Source organism: Bounagaea algeriensis (assembly GCF_054491375.1).
Genome location: NZ_CM137102.1, coordinates 1788436 through 1805853 on the forward strand (window position 1 = coordinate 1788436; position 17418 = coordinate 1805853).

Sequence of the window (17418 nt, forward strand, 5' to 3'; positions counted from 1 at the left end):
ATCGCGGTGTGCGCAGCACCGTAGGAGCGCGCTGTGCGCGGTTGAACTGTGACGCGCAGCACCTCGCGCCCCGTCGCCGGTGCCGGAGCGGGCGCGGAGGTCCGCGCACCTGTCGGTGTTCGAGTCCATGACCTGCGGAAACGACGCGGTCGAGGGGAGGGCGGTCCGATCCGGGAAGAGCTCCTGCCGGCGGCCGCTCCCGCATTCGGCCCGTTCGCGCAGCGACAGCAGCGGTCGCGGCACGAACGCGGCGCGGATTTCTCCGCCGGCAGCGCGGCCACCGCGCGGCGCGGCGACGCACCAGGTCAGGCGGGCAGCGCGCCGAACCCGCTCCGGAACGCGGCCCCGAATTCCGCCCGGAAGCCCGGCAGCGCGGTCTTGAATCCGAGGTGGAACCGCCTAATGTCGAGCTCGGCACCGGAAAGCGGTGGAGAAAGAACGACCCACACGGGATGCGCGCATTCCGCCTCGCGGTGCCCGAGCAGAAATAGGAAACGGAGCATGACGAAAAACGTCCTGAACCAGCGCAACGGCGAAACGACGACCGGAACCGCGGAGTCGCTGGCCATGGATTCCCAGGATTTCGGCGCGAATCCGCTGGAGGTCCGCGAGACCGGGCACTACGCCCGGGAATACGTCGGCGGTCTGGTCGACAAGTGGGACGACCTGATCGATTGGAGCGGTCGGGCGCACGGCGAAGGCCGGTTCTTCATCGAGCAGCTCCGCTCCCGCGGAGCGCGGAGGGTGCTGGACGCGGCCACCGGCACCGGGTTCCACTCGGTGCGCCTGCTCGACGCGGGATTCGACGCGGTCAGCGCGGACGGCAGTCCCCAGATGCTGGCCAAGGCGTTCCGCAACGGCATGGAGCACGGCGGTCAGGTGCTGCGGACGGTCAACGCCGACTGGCGCTGGCTCAGCCGCGAGGTGGACGGCCCGTTCGACGCGGTGCTCTGCCTCGGCAACTCGTTCACGCACCTGTTCGACGAGCACGATCGCCGCAAGGCGCTCGCCGAGTTCTACTCCGTGCTGGCCCACGACGGAGTGCTCATCCTCGACCAGCGCAACTACGACGCCGTCCTCGACGGCGACGGCACGAGCGAGCACACCTACTACTACTGCGGTGAGCAGGTCTCGGCCGTGCCCGAGCACGTCGACGAGGGGCTGGCGCGCTACCGCTACGGGTTCCCCGACGGCAGCGAGTACCACCTGAACATGTACCCGCTGCGCAAGGACTACACGCGCGGCCTGCTGCGCGACGTCGGTTTCCAGCGGATCGACACCTACGGCGATTTCCAGGAGTCCTACGCGGATTCGGAACCGGACTTCTTCATCCACGTGGCGGAGAAGGCCTACCGCGAGGAACTCGCGGGCCACTGAGGCCGGCGGGCCCGCCACAGGGGAGCGGTGCCCGGCGGGATCACTGCGCGTGGTCCGCCGGGCGCCGCGGCCGCATCCGCAGGTCCGCCTCGATGCGCGCCGCCGTGGCGGCCAGCAGCGGGACGACGTCGCGGCGCACGTCCTCCACCGAGGCGCTGTTCGCGTCGAGGGAGACGTTCGCCGCCGCGCAGACGCTCCCGTCCGCATCGCGCACCGGCACGGCGACCCCGCGCAGCCCGTCCTCGAGTTCGCTGTCGGCGATGACGTGGCCCTGCTTGCGGGTCCGGGCGAGCTCGGCGAACAGCTCCTCCCACGTGGTCACCGTGCGGGAGGCGAACCGGCTGAACTCCTTGCCCTGCAGCCGCGCCGCCAGGCGTTCCGGCGGGATCGCCGAGAGCAGCACCTTGCCCATCGACGTGGCGTGCGCGGGGAACCGGGTGCCCACCGGGATCGTCACCGACAGCAGTTTCGGGCCGGGCACCTGGGCGACGTAGCAGATCTCCTCGCCCTCCAGCACGGCCAGCGCGGACATCTCCCGCACCTGCTCGGTCAGGCGGCGCAGGTGGGGCTCGGCGATCTGCGGCAGCGAACGGCTCGACAGGTAGGCGTGGCCGAACTCGAGCACCTGCGAGGTCAGCGCGAAGTGCCGCCCGTCGTGGCGCACGTAGCCGAGGTCGGCCAGGGTCAGCAGGATGCGCCGGGCACCCGCCCGGTCCAGCCCGCTGGCCCGGGAGACCTCGGTCAGCGTCATCTCCTGCCGCTCCGGGGTGAAGGCGCGGAGCACCGACAGCGCCCGGTCCACCGAGCGCACGAAGTGCTCCCCCCGCTGCTGTGCCATCGTGCCTCCTCGGCCCAGACTACTCGGAGCGCCGTGCGCGCGGGCGGTCGGAACACCGCGGCCCGCGTTCGCCCCCGACCGCGGCCGGGGCTCACGCGGCGAAGAGCCGGGCGATCTGCTCGGTGCCGATGTTGCCCCCGGAGACGACCACGCCGACGCGGTGCGGCAGCTCCAACCGTCCACTGAGCACGGCAGCCAGCGGGACGGCCCCGCTGGGTTCGACGGCGAGCTTGAGGCGTTCGAACGCGAACCGCACCGCCGAGCGGATCTCGTCCTCGCCGACCACGACGACCTCGTCCACGAGGGCGCGGTTGACGGCGAAGGTGCGGGCACCGGGGGTGGGCGCGGCGAGGCCGTCCGCGAGGGTCTCCGGCCGCGGGATCGCCACCCGCTCCCCGGCGGCGAACGACCTGCGGGTGTCGTCGGCGGTGTCCGGCTCCACCCCGATCAGGCGGATGCCCGGTCGCGCGTGGCGGAGGAACGTGGCGCAACCGGCGAGCAGACCGCCGCCGCCCACCGGCGCGAGCACCGCCCCCAGGTCCTCGCCGGACTGCTCCCACAGCTCGAGCGCGGTCGTGCCCTGCCCGGCCATGATGTGCGGGTGGTCGAACGGCGGCACGAGCGTGAGCCCCCGTTCGGCCGCCAGGCGGCGCCCCAGCTCGTCGCGGTCCTCGGTGCGCTGGTCGTAGGCGACGACTTCGGCCCCGTAGAGCTCGGTGGCCGCGCGTTTCACCGCGGGCGCGTCGGTGGGCATGACGATGACCGCGCGGGCGCCGAGCAGCTGCGCGGCCAGCGCGACGGCCTGCGAGTGGTTGCCGGAGGAGTAGGCCACGACACCGCGGGCGCGTTCCTCCGGGGACAGCCGGGCGATCGCGTTGTAGGCGCCGCGGAACTTGAACGCCCCCGCGCGCTGCAGGTTCTCGCACTTGAGCAGCACCTCGGCGCCGGCGCGGGCGTCGAGCGTGCGGGAGGTGACCACCGGTGTGCGGTGCGCCACGGGGGAGAGCAGGCGCGCGGCGTCGCACACGTCGGAGGGGGCGAGTTCCGCGGTCATCGGGTTCCTTTCGTCGGTGCGACCGCGGTTGATGGTACTGCCACCGCTGCGGGTGGCGGTACGGGCGACGAGCGGCGCGGGTGGCGAGCTGGTACCGGTCCCGCGGACGTATGGTCGAGCGGGGAATTCCGTTGCGAGACGCAACCGACGGGAAGAGGAGCACTGAATGACGGAACGCACGGGTGTGGAGATCCGGCTGGCGTCGCGGCCCCGGGGGTGGCCCACCTCGGAGAACTTCGACGTCACCGAGGTCACCGTCGGCGAGCCCGCCGCGGGCCAGGTCCTGGTGCGCAACCTGGTGATGAGCGTGGACCCGTACATGCGCGGGCGCATGAACGAGGGCCGGTCCTACGTGGCCCCGTTCGAAGTCGGTGCACCGCTCGACGGCGGCGCCGTCGGCCAGGTGGTCAGCTCGGCCTCCGAGGAGCTGGAGGCCGGAGACGTCGTGCTGCACGACCGCGGGTGGCGCGACTACGCGGTGCTCGACGCGGGCCGGGTGAAGAAGGTCGACCCCGACCGCGCACCGCTGAACGCCTACCTGTACGTGCTCGGCATGCCGGGCATGACCGCCTACGTCGGGCTGTCCGAGATCGCGCAGCAGCAGCCGGGCGACGTCGTGTTCATCTCGGGGGCGGCCGGTGCGGTCGGTTCGCTGGCCGGGCAGCTGGCGAAGCTCAGCGGTGCCTCCCGCGTCATCGGCAGCGCCGGCTCGGCGGAGAAGGTGCGCTTCCTCACCGAGGAGGTCGGCTTCGACGCCGCGTTCAACTACAAGGACGGTCCGGTGCGCGACCAGTTGAAGCAGGCGGCGCCGGAGGGCATCGACGTCTACTTCGACAACGTCGGCGGGGAGCACCTCGAGGCGGCCATCGGCGCGATGAACGACTTCGGCCGCATCGCCTGCTGCGGGATGATCTCGCAGTACAACGCCGCCGAACCCGAACCGGGTCCGCGGAACATGTTCATGATGGTGAGCAAGCGGCTGCGGATGCGCGGTTTCATCGTCGGCGACCACCCCGAGCTCACCGAGCAGTTCGCCCGCGACGTCGGCGGCTGGCTGAGCGAGGGCAAGATCCACTACCAGGAGACCGTGGTGGAGGGCCTGCGCAACGCCCCGGAGGCGTTCCTGGACATGATGCGCGGCCAGAACACGGGCAAGATGCTCGTGAAGATCGCCGACCTCGCGTGAGCGGGGGAACAGCTCCGCTGCGCAGCTGTTCCGCGGAGGCTGCGCAGCGGTCCCCCCGAGGCTGCGCAGCGGTCCCCCCGAGGCTGCGCAGCGGTCCCCCCGAGGCTGCGCAGCGGCCCCGTCGAGGCGGGGGTTCGGTGGTGCGCACCACCGAACCCCCGCCTCGTTCTGTCTCACCGGGTCGCGGTTCGCGCCTGCGACTACCGGCCGCACGTCGTTCCCGAGCGGTGCCCGGCTGCTCGTGCAGTTCCACGCGCACCACGACCGCTGCCGCCGGATCCGGGTGATCTCCGCATTTCCTGCCGGTTCATCGGGGACTGGCGTCCGGCTCACCTATTGGGTACATTAGTTGAGTAGTGAACCGCTTAGGTAGGGCGGTGAAGGCCTTGCAGGGAGGTGACCGTGCTCAACGAGGGGGTTCCTCTCTTCGCGCAGATCGCCGAACAGCTCTCGGACGAGATCGCGGAGGGGAGCTTGGCGGAGGGCGATCGCGTCCCCTCGTCGAATGAGCTCGCGGCCTTTCACCGGATCAATCCGGCGACTGCGGCGAAGGGGATCAACATGCTGATCAGTCAGGGGCTGCTGGAGAAGCGGCGCGGCGTGGGGATGTTCGTGTCCGGCGGGGCCCGCGAGCAGCTGCTCGCCGAGCGGCGCACGCGATTCGCCCGGCAGTACATCGAACCGATGCTGACCGAAGCGCAGCGCCTGGGCATCGACCACGGCACGTTGCTGTCGCTGATCGAGACGACGACCAAAACAGCGGAGGGCCACGGCAATGGAACCGGCGATTTCAACACGGGGGCTGACCCGCAACTACCGCGGGATCACGGTGGTTGAGGACGTCAACCTCGAGGTGCAGCGCGACACGATCACCGGGCTGCTCGGGCGCAACGGAGCGGGCAAGAGCACGCTCATGCGGATGATCACCGCGCACGAGTTCGCCAGCTCCGGCACGCTCCGCGTCCTCGGCGAGGATCCGGTGGAGAACGACAGGATCCTGCGCCGGATGATCTTCGTCCGCGAGGACCAGGTTTTCCCCGATATCCGGGCGCGCCACGCCGTGCGCGCGGCCTCGTGGTTCTACCCGAACTGGAGCGACGACCTCGCGGCGCGGCTCGTCGAGGACTTCGCCCTTCCGCTCGACCGGCGGGTCAAGAAGCTCTCCCGCGGCATGCGCTCAGCGCTGTCCATCGTGGTGGGACTCGCCGCGCGGGCGGAGATCACCGTGTTCGACGAGCCCTACGCCGGGCTCGACGCGGCCGCGCGGCAGCTGTTCTACGACCGGCTGCTCACCGACTACGCCGAGCACCCGCGCACCGTGCTGCTGTCCACGCACCTCGTCGACGAAGCCGCGGACCTGCTCGAAGACGTCGTCATGCTCGACCGCGGCAAGCTCGTGGTCAGCGCGCCGAGCGACGAAGTGCGGGGCAGCGCGGTCACCGTCTCCGGCGTCGCCGGCGCGGTGCAGGAGTTCGTCACCGGAAGTCGCGTGCTGCACCGCAAGAGCCTCGGTTCCCGTTCGGTGGTGACCATCGCCGCACCGTTCGACTCGTTGGACCAGACCCGCGCCGCGAGGTTGGGGGTGCAGTTGGAGCCGTTGTCGCTGCAGCAGCTGCTCGTCCAGACCTCCGGCGCCGAACAGGGGGAGTCATGAACACGCTCGTCAACATCGGCCGCTACCACCTCGTCGACCGGCTCCAGTACGGAATCCTGCCGGTCAGCATCCTCGCGCTCGTCTTCGCGGCCAACGCGCTCGTGGCGGGGACGCTGGAGGAGGGCGTGCTGTTCACCGGCGGGCTCGCCGCGCTGTACGTGTTCCTGGCGGTGCAGGGCAGCGTGAGCACGTCGCGGTCGCTGCCGTTCGCGCTCGCCCTGGGGCTCAGCCGCCGGAGTTACTACCTGGGCACGCTCGGCCTCGGTGTGGTCATCGCCGTGGTGTACTCGCTCGGCGTGACGGTGCTGCAGGCGGTCGAGGCGGCCACCGGCGGCTGGGGTCTGCAGATGCACTTCTTCCGGGTCGCCTGGTTGCTCGACGGCCCGTGGCCGCTGACGTGGCTGACCGCGTTCGTGTTCATGGCACTGCTGTTCGCCTACGGGATGTGGTGGGGCCTGATCCACTGGCGCTGGAACGTGCTCGGAGCCTTGTGCTACCTCGCCGCGCAGCTGGTCGTCGCGGTGGGATTCGTCCTCGTGGTGACCTGGACCGAGGCGTGGTCCACGATCGGGGAGGTCATCGCGGAGCTGGGGCCGCTCGGCATCACCGGGATCGCGGCGCTGCTCGCCGTGGTGCTCAGCGCGGGCGGGTTCGCCACGATCCGCCGGCTCGCGGTGTGAGGCCTGCGACCGCCGCAGCGGTCCAGCTCTCACTTCGCGCCGCGTCCGATCATCCCGCGGACGAACTCGGCCTGCCCGACGTGCTGCATACCGTCGGTGAGGACGCTGACCAGCCGCCCGCCGAGCGTGGTGGGCGGGTCCCAGGACTCGTCGACCACGCGCGGCAGTTCGGAGTCGGTGATGCCGCGCACGAACGCGGTGGTGTGCTCGTGCACCGCGTCGTGGTAGCCGAGCAGCGGTTCCGGATCCGGCACCCGCACCGCGGCGACCTCTTCGGCGGTGTGCCCGAAGCCGGTGTCGTCGACCGGCAGCGGTAGGTCGAACCGCTCGTGCCAGCGCTGCGCGGTCCAGACCTGCTCGGTTCCGGCCAGCTCGCAGATGTGGTCGTCCTGCACGCGGGTGAGGTGCCACAGCAGCCACGCGACCGGGTTCGCGGCGCTGTCGGCGCGGTAGGCCAGCTGGTCGGCGGACAACCCGTCCGCGGCGCTGTGCACGGATTCCCGGATCCGCTCGAAACCGTCGACGAGCAGGTCGGCACTGGTCATCGCAAAAACCCTTCCGCGCGGCGACGTCCGCACCACAGGATAGCCCTGCTGCCCGCGTGCAGCACCGTGCCAAGCCGCGGGCGAGGGGACGCAGTGGGCGAGGGGACGCAGTGGGCGAGCCGACGCAGCGAGCGAGGGGAGTGGGGCGCGTGTCCGAACACGACATCGCGATCAACGGCGGTGCGCTCGTCGACGGGACGGGGCGTGCCCGCCGCCGCGGGAACCTGGGCATCACCGCCGGGCGCATCGCCGAGATCGGCGTGCGGCGGCTGCGGGGCGCGCGTGAGATCGACGCCACCGGACTCGTCGTGGCTCCCGGCTTCATCGATCTGCACACGCACGCCGACTTCACCGTCGAGGGGAATCCCGCGGCGCTGCCGCAGCTGCGGCAGGGCGTGACGACGCTCATCACCGGAAACTGTGGACATTCCCCGTTCCCGGTCGAAGACCTCGGACTGCTGCGCCGCGCGAGCATCTTCGACGACCGTCCGCTGAGCTGGGACTGGCGAAACGCGCGGGAGTTCCGCGCCGCGGTGGACCGGGCGCGGCCGGCGGTCAACATCGGTGTGCAGGTCGGGCACAACGCGATCCGGCTGGCCGTGCTCGGCGAGCAGGACCGCGAGCCGGACCCGGCGGAGCTCGAGCGGATGCGGGCGTGCGTGCGCGCGGCCGCGGCCGAGGGCGCGCTCGGGTTCTCCACCGGGCTGATCTACGCCCCCGGCGTGTTCGCACCGGACTGGGAAGTGGCCGCGCTGGTGCGCACGGCCGCCGCGCACGGCCTGCTGTACTCGACGCACCTGCGCGACGAGGCCGCGGGCCTGCTCGGCGCGCTCGACGAAGCGATCGCCGCGGCCCGCCGCAGCGGGGCGCGGCTGCAGGTGTCGCACCTGAAGGCCGCGGGTCCGGAGAATCACGGTTCGGTCACGAGCGCGTTGGCACGGCTGGATTCCGCGTGCGCCGACGGCGTCGACGCGGCCGCCGATGTCTACCCGTACACCGCGTCGAGCACCTCGCTGCTCACCGCACTGCCGCCGTGGGCGGTGGACGGGGGAGCCGCGGCCCTGCTGGAGCGGCTCGCCGATGCGGGCCTGCGGCGGCGCATCGCCGCCGAGGTGCGGCAGCGGTTCGGCCGCGATCTCGATCCGGACGGACTCGTGCTGGCGGAAACGCCCGCCGGGCGCTATTCCGCGCATCTTGGGTCCTCAGTGGTGGAGATCGCGCGAGCCGAGGGGACCGATGCGGCCGAAGCAGTGCTGCGCGTGCTGGAAAGCCACCGCGGTGAGGCGCTGGTCGTGCACCACTCGATGCACGACGACGACGTGCGCGCGGTGCTGCGTCATCCCCGCGTGGCGGTGGCCAGTGACGGGTGGACGCTCGCCGAGCGCGGCGAAGGTCACCCGCATCCGCGCAGTTTCGGGACGTTCGCGCGGGTTCTCGGGCGGTACGTGCGGGAGGGCGGTCTGCTCGATCTCGAGGAGGCGGTGCGGAAGATGACGGCGTTGCCTGCGACACGTTTGCGGCTCGCGGGCCGCGGTGTACTTGCCACGGGGGCGGTCGGTGACGTTACAGTGTTTGATCCGGCGGCGATCCACGATCGGGCGCGCTACGGACGACCGCGGCAGGGGGCGACCGGGTGTCGAGCCGTGGTCGTCAACGGCGAGCCGGTGATTGTGGACGGTGACACAACAGGACGGCGCCCGGGCCGGGTGCTCGGGGAGAATGATCGTGAGTCATGACACTTCGCGGAACATCCGCGGGGTCTGAAGCGTTAACTCCTGGGTTTCACCGTCAATCCGATCGTCATGGTCTCCCCGCCCGTGCGTGTGCGCGTGTTGACCGCGCGTGCGTGCGGACGGGAGACCGCATGTGTACGCGAGTTTCATTCCTTAAGGAGGTGGCACGATGGCGGAGACGAACGGTTACGCGGGTGACGACTGGCGGGAGCGTGCCGCCTGCCGGGACGAGGACCCCGAGCTGTTCTTCCCGATCTCCGAGGTGGGGCTGGGAGCCAAACAGGTCGACCGCGCGAAAGCGGTGTGTGCTCGCTGCCCGGTGGCGTCCGAATGCCTGGCCGACGCACTCAGCAACGGATTGGACTTCGGGATCTTCGGCGGTATGACGCCGCGCGAGCGGCGCTCGCTGTCCCGGCGGAACACCCGTGCGGTCAGTGCCGAGCGCTCGGCGCGCGACTGAGCCGCGCCTTCCTCGCTCAGCCACGCGCAGAAGGGGCCCGGACATCACGTCCGGGCCCCTTCTGCGCGTGCGGGGGCGGTGCTACCGGCGAGCGGGGTCGGGCTGACCGCCCGGTGGATGCTGATCGCCGGGAGGACGCGCGGGGCCGAGCATCGACTCGTGCGCACCGGGGCGAACCCCGAACCCGCGGAAATGCGGGCGGCGATGCCGCGAATCCGACACCGGAACGGCGGTACCCGCCTCCTGCGATGTAGCTGAGGCTGGTGAAAAACAGGTCTCGGATACCGGTGCCGAGCCGTGTCGATGTTTGCGTCGCCGAGATCAGCATGCAAGGGCGCGCGCAGATCGGCATACTTTCGTCCGCCTGCAGCGACGCGGTCCTCCCCAGCGGCGGCGCCGCCCGCAAGTGGCTGTTTTCGCCGGTCACCGGGCGGTTCCGGTGCTCGTGAAGACCGTTCTCCGCAAGCTGAGGCGCGCCAGCACGATGTCGAAGCCGACGGAGTCGCCGAATGTCGATCGATCAACGAGCGCTTCCCGGAACGCGCGAAGAACATCGCATTGACGGTGCGGAAGGAACTTCCGTCGAATCGGAGCGAGATCATTCCGGCGACGATTCCGGGGGTCGCCGTTTCGATCTTCTGTGGTGGAGCGTGCCGGTGGCGGCCGCGGCCGCAGCGATCACCTTCCTCGGTGTGAACCTGTACTTCAACGGCGGCCACTTCATCCCGCCGCTTGACGACACCTACATCCACATGCAGTACGGCCGCCAGATCGGCCAGGGCGAGATCCTGCGCTTCCAGGACGGCGAACCGATCAGTACCGGCGCCAGCAGCCTGCTCTACGTCTTCGTGGTCGGACTGCTCTACGCCCTCGGCGCCCACGGCAGCCTCCTGCTGCCCGCCGCGGTCGTGATCGGAATGACCTGCCACGTGCTGGCCGCCACCTTCACCGCCGTGCTCACCCGTCGCCTCGTCGGCCGCATCGGCGGGGTGTGCGCCGGGCTGCTCGTCGCGCTGAGCGGACCGCTGCTGTGGTCATCGATCAGCGGCATGGAAGCTCCCGTGGCGGCCGCGCTGGTGACCGGACTGCTGGCGGTGTTCGCCGCGGAACACGCCGCGGGACGCTTCCGCTGGACACCGGTGGTGGCCGTGCTCGCCGTGCTGTGCAGGTTCGAGATGGCCCCCGTGGTGGTGCTGATCATCCTCGTGATGCTGGGGGTGCTGCTGCGCGGGCAGCCGAGCTGGCCGCGGCGCGCGCTGAACGCCGCGTGGTGCGTGCTGCCGCTGGTCGCACTGGTCGGCCAGCTGCTGTTCTACGGGATCGCCACCGGCAGCCTGTCGCCGAACGGCAACCAGGCCAAATCGCTGCTGAGCATGCCGTCGTTCAACCTGGGCCAGTTCGCCGGCGACGTCGCGGACAACATGCGGCAGTTCCTCGAGATCCTCGCGGGTATCAGCAGGCAGGACTTCTTCTTCCCCGGTGCGTTGCTCGTGGCGGCGCTCGGGTTCGCCGTGCTCGTGCGGCGGCCCGGAACGCACCGCACGGTCGGTCTCGTCCTCGGCGGTGGGATGCTGCTGAGCCTGCTGGCCCTGTCCACGCTCGCCACCGCCCTGTGGCAGCAGGTCCGCTACCTGCACCCCTTCCTGCCGCTGGTGATCGTGCTCATCGTCGTGGCGGTGATGAGCTGCGCGCAGTGGTTCGGCCGCGAAGCCGGACGCGCGCTGGCCGCAGGAGTGCTCGGCGCGGCCGGGCTGTTCACGATCCTCTCGTTGCCGGCCTGGGCCTACACCGTCGGCCTGGACACCGGCGCGATCCGGGAACGCATCGTGTCGTTGGCGACGTGGACCTCCGGGCACCTGCCGCCCGACGCCCGCATTGGCGTGCACGACGTCGGCGCGGCCGCCTACTTGGGACAGCAGCCCACGGTCGACCTCATCGGACTGACCACCAACGGGCTGGCCAAACCCGCGATCAACGGCGCGGGCAGTCTCTACGAGGAGCTGCGCGCCATGCCGCCGGAGAAGCGCCCCGACTACTTCGCCATCTACGACTCCATGCCCGGCGGAGTGCGGCTGGAGCACCTGGAGCACGCGGGCCTGTTCGGCGAGGTCGAGCTCGCGCGGCAGGACATGACCGTCTACCGCGCGGACTACAGCAGCATCGACACCGGGGACACCCCGCTGCGGCCGGTGCCCGGGCAGGTCCGCGACCACCTCGACGTGGGCTCGATGGACAGCGAACGCGCGCACGAGCACTCGGTGCACTCGCCGATGGCCACCTTCCGCCCCACCACGGACGTGGCCACCGCGGAAACACCGCGCGGACCGGTCGTGGACAGCAACCGGCACGTGTACGGTTCCGAGTCGTTCACCCTCGGCAACCTCACCCCGGACCGCGCGGCAACGGTCACCGCGCGGCACGACGCGACCGGGCCCAAACCCGACGTCCCCTCGGGAGGCCGTGCGGTGCGGGTGTTCGTCGACGGCACCCACCTCGGCACGCACGAACTGACCACGCACCCGCGCGGCTGGGCGGAGACGCGGTTCACCATCCCGCCCGAACTGGTCACCGACTCGCAGGTGCGGATAGAACTGAAATCCCCGCAGGAATACGTCGGCCCGTACGCCGACTACCTCTCCTTCGGGTACTGGGTCAGCCAGTGACCTCCCCGCGCCCCGCGGCGGGTGCGCTGCGCGCGGTGGTGCGCGCGAGCTCACCCGCGGTAGCGTGACGCCGCACAACCTCCTTCGCCACAGAAAACCGCGGTGACGATGAGCGTGGCACGAGCGACGAACGACGAGCCCGCCGTGGACGCGGCCGAGGCGTGGCGGCGGCTGCTCGGCGTCCGCACCCCGGACGAGGCGGCGCGCGCCGGACTGGTCACCGACGGTGCCGGCCGGTGGCAGTGGGGCGAGTCCGCCTCGGCCGCAGCCGACCGGTTGCTCGAGCTCTACCTCCCGCTGTGCCTGGCGGGGCAGCGCTGCACCTACGCACAGCTCGGGCAGAGCCTCGACGGGTGCATCGCCACCCGCACCGGTGATGCCGTGCACGTCACCGGTGCGGACGACCGGGAGCACCTGCACCGGCTGCGCGCGCTCGCCGACGCGGTCGTCGTCGGCGCGGACACGGTCACCGCCGACGACCCGCGCCTGACCGTGCGCGCCTGCACCGGCGACAACCCGGTGCGGGTCGTGCTCGATCCGCAGGGCCGCGTGCCGCGCGGCCGGCGGGTGTTCACCGACGGCGCAGCACCCACGCTGTGGACCCTCGTCGAAGGGACCGGTGCGAGCAGTGCCGAAGGTGTGCAGGCGCTGCACCTGCCCCGCGAAGCCGGCGGTTTCGCCCCCGACGTCGTGCTCGGCCGGCTCGCCGAACTCGGTCTGCACCGCGTCCTCGTCGAAGGCGGCGGGGTGACCGTGTCGCGCTTCCTGCGCGCCGATGCGCTGCACCGGCTGTACGTCACCGTCGCCCCGGTCCTACTGGGCGACGGTGTGCCCGGACTGCGCTTTCCGGGAACGCCGCACATGCGCGACGCGCTGCGCGCCCCCGTGCGCCGGTTCTCCCTCGGCGCCGACTCGCTGTTCGAGCTCGACCTGACCGGTCCCCGGCCGGTGACGTTGGAGCAGCAGCACGCCCACGCCCGGTAGGCAGGAGACGAGGGCGAGCACGCCGTAGGCGACCGACACGGCGACGCCCTGGGCGGCTCCCAGCCCGGCCAGGGCGAAGACCGCGGCCGCAGCGCCCTCGCGCAGCCCCCACCCGCCGATGTTGGCCGGCACGCTCATCGCCACCAGCGCCACCACCGCCAACGGCAGCACTTGACCGACCGGGGCCGCCACTCCGACCGACCGCGCAGCCACGACGAACAGCGCGAGGTGCCCCGCCAGCGCCGCCACCGACAGCGCGAGGACCCGCGCGCACGCGCCGGGGGCGGCGAGCCCCCGCAGCTCGGTCAGCGCCTCGGCCAGCACCCGGCGCCAACGCGCCGCACGTCGACCGGTGCGCGCGAGCAGCGCGGCGATCACCACGGCGCCGCCCAGGATCGCGGCCGCGGCCAGCGCGGTGACCAGCAAGCCCCACCGCAACTCCCGCAGCGCCGGGGCGAGCAGGACCGCCGCCACCGCGAGCGGGAGCAGCACCACCTGCCCGGCGATCCGTTCCAGCACCACCGCCCGCACCCGCCGTCCGCGCGCCGGCCCGACCGTTCCGTGCCGCACGGCGCGGTGCACGTCCCCGAACACTCCACCGGGCAGGGCCGCGTTGAGGAACTGCGCGCGGTAGTAGTCGGCGATCGCCGCACCCAACGGCAACCGCACGCCGAGGACACGCGCGACGCGGCACCAGCGGGCCGCGTTGCACGCGGTCGACGCAGCGCCGAGCGCGAGCGCCGTCCCCGCGGTGACGAGGTCGAGCCCCTGCACGCCGCGGACGAACGCGGCCGGGCCCACCTGCCAGACCAGCAGCGCGAGCACGCCACCGGTGACGAGCGCGCGCACCGCCGCGCGCCGCGCACGTCTCATCGCGCCCTCCTCTCGCGCGAGGGCGGGCTGCGCGGTGAACGGCCCGGCGGGAGGACGAGCAGGTCGGCGTGTTCCACGCGCACGCTCAGCTCACCGGCCCGCAACAGGCTCAACCGCTCGTGCACGTACTCCGCGGCCCGACGCGCCAGGCTCGGCCGCTGCCGCTGCGCCGCGTCGACCCACCCCCGCAGCCACGTCTCGGCGAGCGCGGCCGAACCGGCGTCCAACCGCCACGGGGCGGGCCGGGTGAGCACCCGCGCGCCGCGGCGGCGGAAGGCGATGCGGGCGGCGGCCGCCGCGTCCGGTCCGAGTCGGCGGTGGCGACCGGCACGGCGGCGCTGGTGGGCGTTGAACGCGTCGCGGAACGCCGTGTCCGCTGGGTGCGGCGGGTCGAACGCCACCCCGCCGGTGACCGTCAGCGCCACCAGCACCGGCACCCGCGCCGCGGTGCAGCACGCGGCGACGCGCTCCAGCTGCGGCGCTGTGAGCACGTCGAGCAGGGCCGAAGCGGTCACGAGCGAGGTGCCGGCGAGCATTCCCGCCGTCAGCGCGGTGAGATCGCGCTGCTCCGGGGTGACCCGCACCGGCCTGCCGTCGGCGGCGGTTCGGCCGTGCAGGTCCGGCCCGATCCGGGCGAGCGCGTCCGCGTCGCGGTCCTGCGCGGTCCAGTGCTGCGGTCCGGGCAGCCGTCTTGCCAACCACCGGCCCAGCGCACCCGTGCCGCACCCGAGGTCGCGGATGCGCAGCTCGCCGCCCACCGGGACGAGGCGGGGCCGCAGCCACTCCACCAGCTCCTGCGCGCGCGCCGCCGCGTCGGCGGGTTCCCGCAGCGCGAGCCACTCGGCCTGGGTCGTGCTCACGTGCCGAGGCGCTCGAGCGCCTCGCCCACCTGCCGGGCCGTTTCCCGCCACGTGTTCAGGGTGCCACGGCGGCGGTGCGCTGCTTCGCGCAGACGCGCACGTTCGCACGCATCGGTCAACCACCGGCGCAGCGCCCGGGCGAGCTCGACCGGATCCGCCGGCGGCACCAGCATCCCCGGCAGCACCCCCTCGTCGGTGCTGCCCAGCGCCTCCGGCGCCCCGCCGACATCGGAAGCCACCACGGGAACCCCCCGGGCGAGCGCCTCGGTGATCACGAGGCCGTACGTCTCCGCCCGCGAGGGGACGACGACCAGGTCGGCCGCCGCGTAGGCAGCGTCGAGCGCCGCGGCCCGCAGCGGTCCGGCGAACCGCACCCGGTCGGTGAGCCCGCGGGCGCGGACTTCGGCACGCACCCGCGCCGCGTGCCCCGGAGCCCGGGCGTGCGAACCGGCGATGGAGCAGTGCCAGTCCAGATCGCAGCACCGCGCCAGCGCGGCCGCGAGCACGTCGTGGCCCTTCATCGGCGTCACTGCCGCGACCGACAGCAGCGCACCGGCACCGCCGCTGCCGCGGGCCGGGACGACCGGATCCGCGCCCGGTCGGGCCACGGTGATCCGGGACGGTGCCACGCCGTGCCGGCGGGAGATGTGGCGAGCCGTCCACCCGCTCGGTACGAGCACCCGGCGCACCGCGCGCAGCACCCGGCCCTCCCGCAGGTGCAGCTCCCGCGCGAGATCGCTCGGCGTACCCGTTTCGCAGGCCAGCGGCAGGTGCACCAGCACCGCCAGCGGCAGCCGCGCGGCGTGCCGCTCGACCACCTCGGGCGTTCCGCAGGCCACGAGCCCGTCCAGCAGAACCGGGCAGCGCCCTGGCAGCGCGGCCAGCGCCGCGTCCAACCGTGCCGCGTCGTCCGCTCCGGGCCGGGGCCAGCTTCCCGGCAGGACGGTGCGCCGCACCCGCCATCCCGAGCTGCGCAGTTCCTCGGCCACCCGCCGGTCGTAGTGGTCGCCGCCGCTGGGGGCGTCGGCCTCCGGTGGGTGCACGAAGTGGATGGAGTGCACGGCCGTCACAACGAGCGGTCGAAACTCGCCCAGGCCACGTGGGATTCGGACAGCGTGACGGTGATCCCGGTGAGTTCGCGCGCGTTTTCGCCCAGTTCGCCGGCGCGCACCCGTTCGGCGAGCCGGTCGGCGATCACCCGTGCGAGGAACTCCGTCGAGGTGTTGTGCCCCGCGAAAGCGGGGTCCTCGTCGAGGTTGCGGTGGTTGAGGTCCGCGAGCACCTCGCCGAGCAGGCCCGTCGCGCGTCCGATGTCGACGACGAGGTCGTCGGCGTCCAGCTCGGCCCTCCGGAACGTGGCGTCGACGAGGTAGGTGGCCCCGTGCAGCCGCTGCGCGGGGCCGAAGACCTCGCCGTGGAAGCTGTGCGCGATCATCACGTGGTCGCGCACGGTGACGCTGAACAAAGCCACCTCCTTCGCGATCGCCGGGCCGGTGCGTCGCGGGCCGGTCAGGGCGTTGTCGGTGCGCCGGTACCGTAGACGATCCGGTGGCACAGCGCCGCGCCTGCACCGCGGGCCAGGCCGGGCAGCACCGCGGGCAGTTCGCTGAACTCGCTCTCACCGGTGATCAGCGCGTCGAACGCTTCGTCGGCGAGCAGGTCCAGCGCCAGCGCGAGCCGGTCCCGCACGTCCCGGTGGCGCCGGTTCGGCGACACGGTGCCGACCTGGCTGCCGCGCACGGTCAGCCGGCGCGAGTGGAAGAACCCGCCCAGCGGCACGGTGACCGGTCGGTCGCCGTACCAGCTCAGCTCCACGATCGTGCCGTCGGTGACGGGCAGCTCCAACGCGCGGGTGAGCCCGGATTCGGTGGCGCTGGCGTGCACGACCAGGTCGCGGCCGGTCGTCGCCTGCTCCGGGGTGGCGAAGTCGCAGCCGAGCGTTTCGGCCACCACCTGCCGGGAGGTGTCCACGTCCACGAGCTCCACGCGCACCCCGGGAAAACGCGCGAGCAGGCGCGCGGCGCAGCAGCCGACCATGCCCGCGCCGACGACGGTGACGCGGTCGCCGAGCAGCGGCACCGCGTCCCAGCACGCGTTGACCGCGGTCTCGACCGTTCCGGCCAGCACCGCGCGCTGCGCCGGCACGCCCTCCGGCACCGGGACGACGGCCTCGGCGGGCACCACGTAGTGCGTCTGGTGCGGGTAGAGGCAGAACACGGTGCGGCCGAGGAGCTCCACCGGTCCTCGATCCACCACGCCGACGTTGAGGTAGCCGTACTTGACCGGAGCGGGGAACTCGCCCTCCTGGAAGGGGGCGCGCATCAGCCGGTGCTGGTCGTGGCCGACACCGCCGCGGAACACCAGGGCCTCCGATCCGCGGCTGACGGCGGTGTAGCGGGTGCGCACGAGGACCTCGCCGGGGCCCGGGTCGGGCACCGCGGTCGAACGGATCTCGCCCTGCTCCGGCCGGGCGAGCCAGAACGCGCGAGCCGGGGTCGCCATACCGCCTCC

General features: G+C 72.4%; 17 protein-coding genes and 1 pseudogene. 9 read left to right on the forward strand and 9 right to left on the reverse strand.

Features of this window, described 5'->3' with window-relative positions:
• Positions 1–305: 305 nt before the first annotated feature.
• A complete protein-coding gene (locus tag ACVGV2_RS08040; protein ID WP_459165417.1) occupies positions 306–569 on the reverse strand; it encodes a hypothetical protein in 264 nt (87 codons plus the stop codon).
• Here ACVGV2_RS08040 and ACVGV2_RS08045 point away from each other — a divergent pair.
• A complete protein-coding gene (locus tag ACVGV2_RS08045; protein ID WP_459165418.1) occupies positions 568–1377 on the forward strand; it encodes a glycine/sarcosine N-methyltransferase in 810 nt (269 codons plus the stop codon). The two genes, ACVGV2_RS08040 and ACVGV2_RS08045, sit on opposite strands and share 2 nt — an antisense overlap.
• Before the next feature lie 40 nt (positions 1378–1417).
• Here ACVGV2_RS08045 and ACVGV2_RS08050 read toward each other — a convergent pair whose 3' ends face one another.
• Both ACVGV2_RS08050 and ACVGV2_RS08055 read right to left on the reverse strand, forming a co-directional pair.
• Positions 1418–2215 carry an IclR family transcriptional regulator domain-containing protein gene (locus ACVGV2_RS08050; protein ID WP_459165419.1) on the reverse strand — a complete coding sequence of 266 codons (798 nt, stop codon included), beginning with the start codon at positions 2213–2215 and terminating at the stop codon, positions 1418–1420.
• Between the two features lie 91 nt (positions 2216–2306).
• Positions 2307–3269 carry a pyridoxal-phosphate dependent enzyme gene (locus ACVGV2_RS08055; protein WP_459165420.1) on the reverse strand — a complete coding sequence of 321 codons (963 nt, stop codon included), beginning with the start codon at positions 3267–3269 and terminating at the stop codon, positions 2307–2309.
• A gap of 166 nt (positions 3270–3435) precedes the next feature.
• On the opposite strand from ACVGV2_RS08055, the gene ACVGV2_RS08060 reads away from it, so the two are divergent.
• The 4 genes from ACVGV2_RS08060 (at position 3436) to ACVGV2_RS08075 (ending at position 6789) form a co-directional block, all read left to right on the forward strand.
• On the forward strand, positions 3436–4455 hold the full coding sequence (locus ACVGV2_RS08060; protein ID WP_459165421.1) for an NADP-dependent oxidoreductase: 1020 nt from the start codon (positions 3436–3438) through the stop codon (positions 4453–4455).
• 402 nt (positions 4456–4857) lie between these two features.
• Positions 4858–5292 (forward strand): GntR family transcriptional regulator, encoded by a 435-nt coding sequence (locus tag ACVGV2_RS08065; RefSeq protein ID WP_459165422.1) that lies wholly within the window; start codon positions 4858–4860, stop codon positions 5290–5292.
• On the forward strand, positions 5231–6109 hold the full coding sequence (locus ACVGV2_RS08070; protein ID WP_459165423.1) for an ABC transporter ATP-binding protein: 879 nt from the start codon (positions 5231–5233) through the stop codon (positions 6107–6109). Before ACVGV2_RS08065 ends, ACVGV2_RS08070 begins: the two co-directional genes overlap by 62 nt.
• Complete coding sequence (locus ACVGV2_RS08075; RefSeq protein ID WP_459165424.1) at positions 6106–6789, forward strand: ABC transporter permease; 684 nt, start codon at positions 6106–6108, stop codon at positions 6787–6789. Before ACVGV2_RS08070 ends, ACVGV2_RS08075 begins: the two co-directional genes overlap by 4 nt.
• A 29-nt stretch (positions 6790–6818) precedes the next feature.
• On the opposite strand, the gene ACVGV2_RS08080 is transcribed toward ACVGV2_RS08075, so the two are convergent.
• The gene (locus ACVGV2_RS08080) at positions 6819–7334 is read right to left on the reverse strand and encodes a mycothiol transferase (protein ID WP_459165425.1); all 516 of its coding nucleotides are present in this window, start codon (positions 7332–7334) and stop codon (positions 6819–6821) included.
• A 149-nt stretch (positions 7335–7483) separates the two neighbouring features.
• Here ACVGV2_RS08080 and ACVGV2_RS08085 point away from each other — a divergent pair, with 149 nt between their 5' ends.
• From ACVGV2_RS08085 to ACVGV2_RS08100, 4 genes are all read left to right on the forward strand, one after another.
• Positions 7484–9070, forward strand: coding sequence for an N-acyl-D-amino-acid deacylase family protein (locus ACVGV2_RS08085; RefSeq protein ID WP_459165426.1), 1587 nt, complete (start codon positions 7484–7486; stop codon positions 9068–9070).
• Positions 9071–9236: 166 nt separating this feature from the next.
• Complete coding sequence (locus ACVGV2_RS08090) at positions 9237–9527, forward strand: WhiB family transcriptional regulator (protein WP_459165427.1); 291 nt, start codon at positions 9237–9239, stop codon at positions 9525–9527.
• A gap of 656 nt (positions 9528–10183) precedes the next feature.
• Positions 10184–12190 (forward strand): hypothetical protein, encoded by a 2007-nt coding sequence (locus ACVGV2_RS08095; RefSeq protein ID WP_459165428.1) that lies wholly within the window; start codon positions 10184–10186, stop codon positions 12188–12190.
• A gap of 108 nt (positions 12191–12298) precedes the next feature.
• Complete coding sequence (locus tag ACVGV2_RS08100; RefSeq protein WP_459165429.1) at positions 12299–13174, forward strand: RibD family protein; 876 nt, start codon at positions 12299–12301, stop codon at positions 13172–13174.
• Positions 13175–13237: 63 nt separating this feature from the next.
• On the opposite strand, the pseudogene ACVGV2_RS08105 reads toward ACVGV2_RS08100, so the two are convergent.
• The 5 genes and pseudogenes from ACVGV2_RS08105 to ACVGV2_RS08125 all read right to left on the reverse strand — a co-directional run.
• Positions 13238–14047, reverse strand: a pseudogene (locus ACVGV2_RS08105) (lysylphosphatidylglycerol synthase transmembrane domain-containing protein); the annotation flags it as partial.
• Positions 14044–14907, reverse strand: a complete 864-nt coding sequence (locus ACVGV2_RS08110) for a class I SAM-dependent methyltransferase (RefSeq protein WP_459165430.1) — start codon at positions 14905–14907, stop codon at positions 14044–14046. The pseudogene ACVGV2_RS08105 and the gene ACVGV2_RS08110, both read right to left, overlap by 4 nt.
• Positions 14904–15968 (reverse strand): glycosyltransferase family 4 protein, encoded by a 1065-nt coding sequence (locus tag ACVGV2_RS08115; protein WP_459165431.1) that lies wholly within the window; start codon positions 15966–15968, stop codon positions 14904–14906. The genes ACVGV2_RS08110 and ACVGV2_RS08115 overlap by 4 nt, the downstream gene beginning before the upstream one ends.
• Positions 15969–15973: 5 nt before the next feature.
• Positions 15974–16372: a 6-pyruvoyl trahydropterin synthase family protein gene (locus ACVGV2_RS08120; RefSeq protein ID WP_459165432.1), complete on the reverse strand. Its 399-nt coding sequence runs from the start codon at positions 16370–16372 to the stop codon at positions 15974–15976.
• Positions 16373–16416: 44 nt separating this feature from the next.
• Positions 16417–17409: a zinc-dependent alcohol dehydrogenase gene (locus ACVGV2_RS08125; RefSeq protein WP_459165433.1), complete on the reverse strand. Its 993-nt coding sequence runs from the start codon at positions 17407–17409 to the stop codon at positions 16417–16419.
• Between the last annotated feature and the right edge of the window lie 9 nt (positions 17410–17418).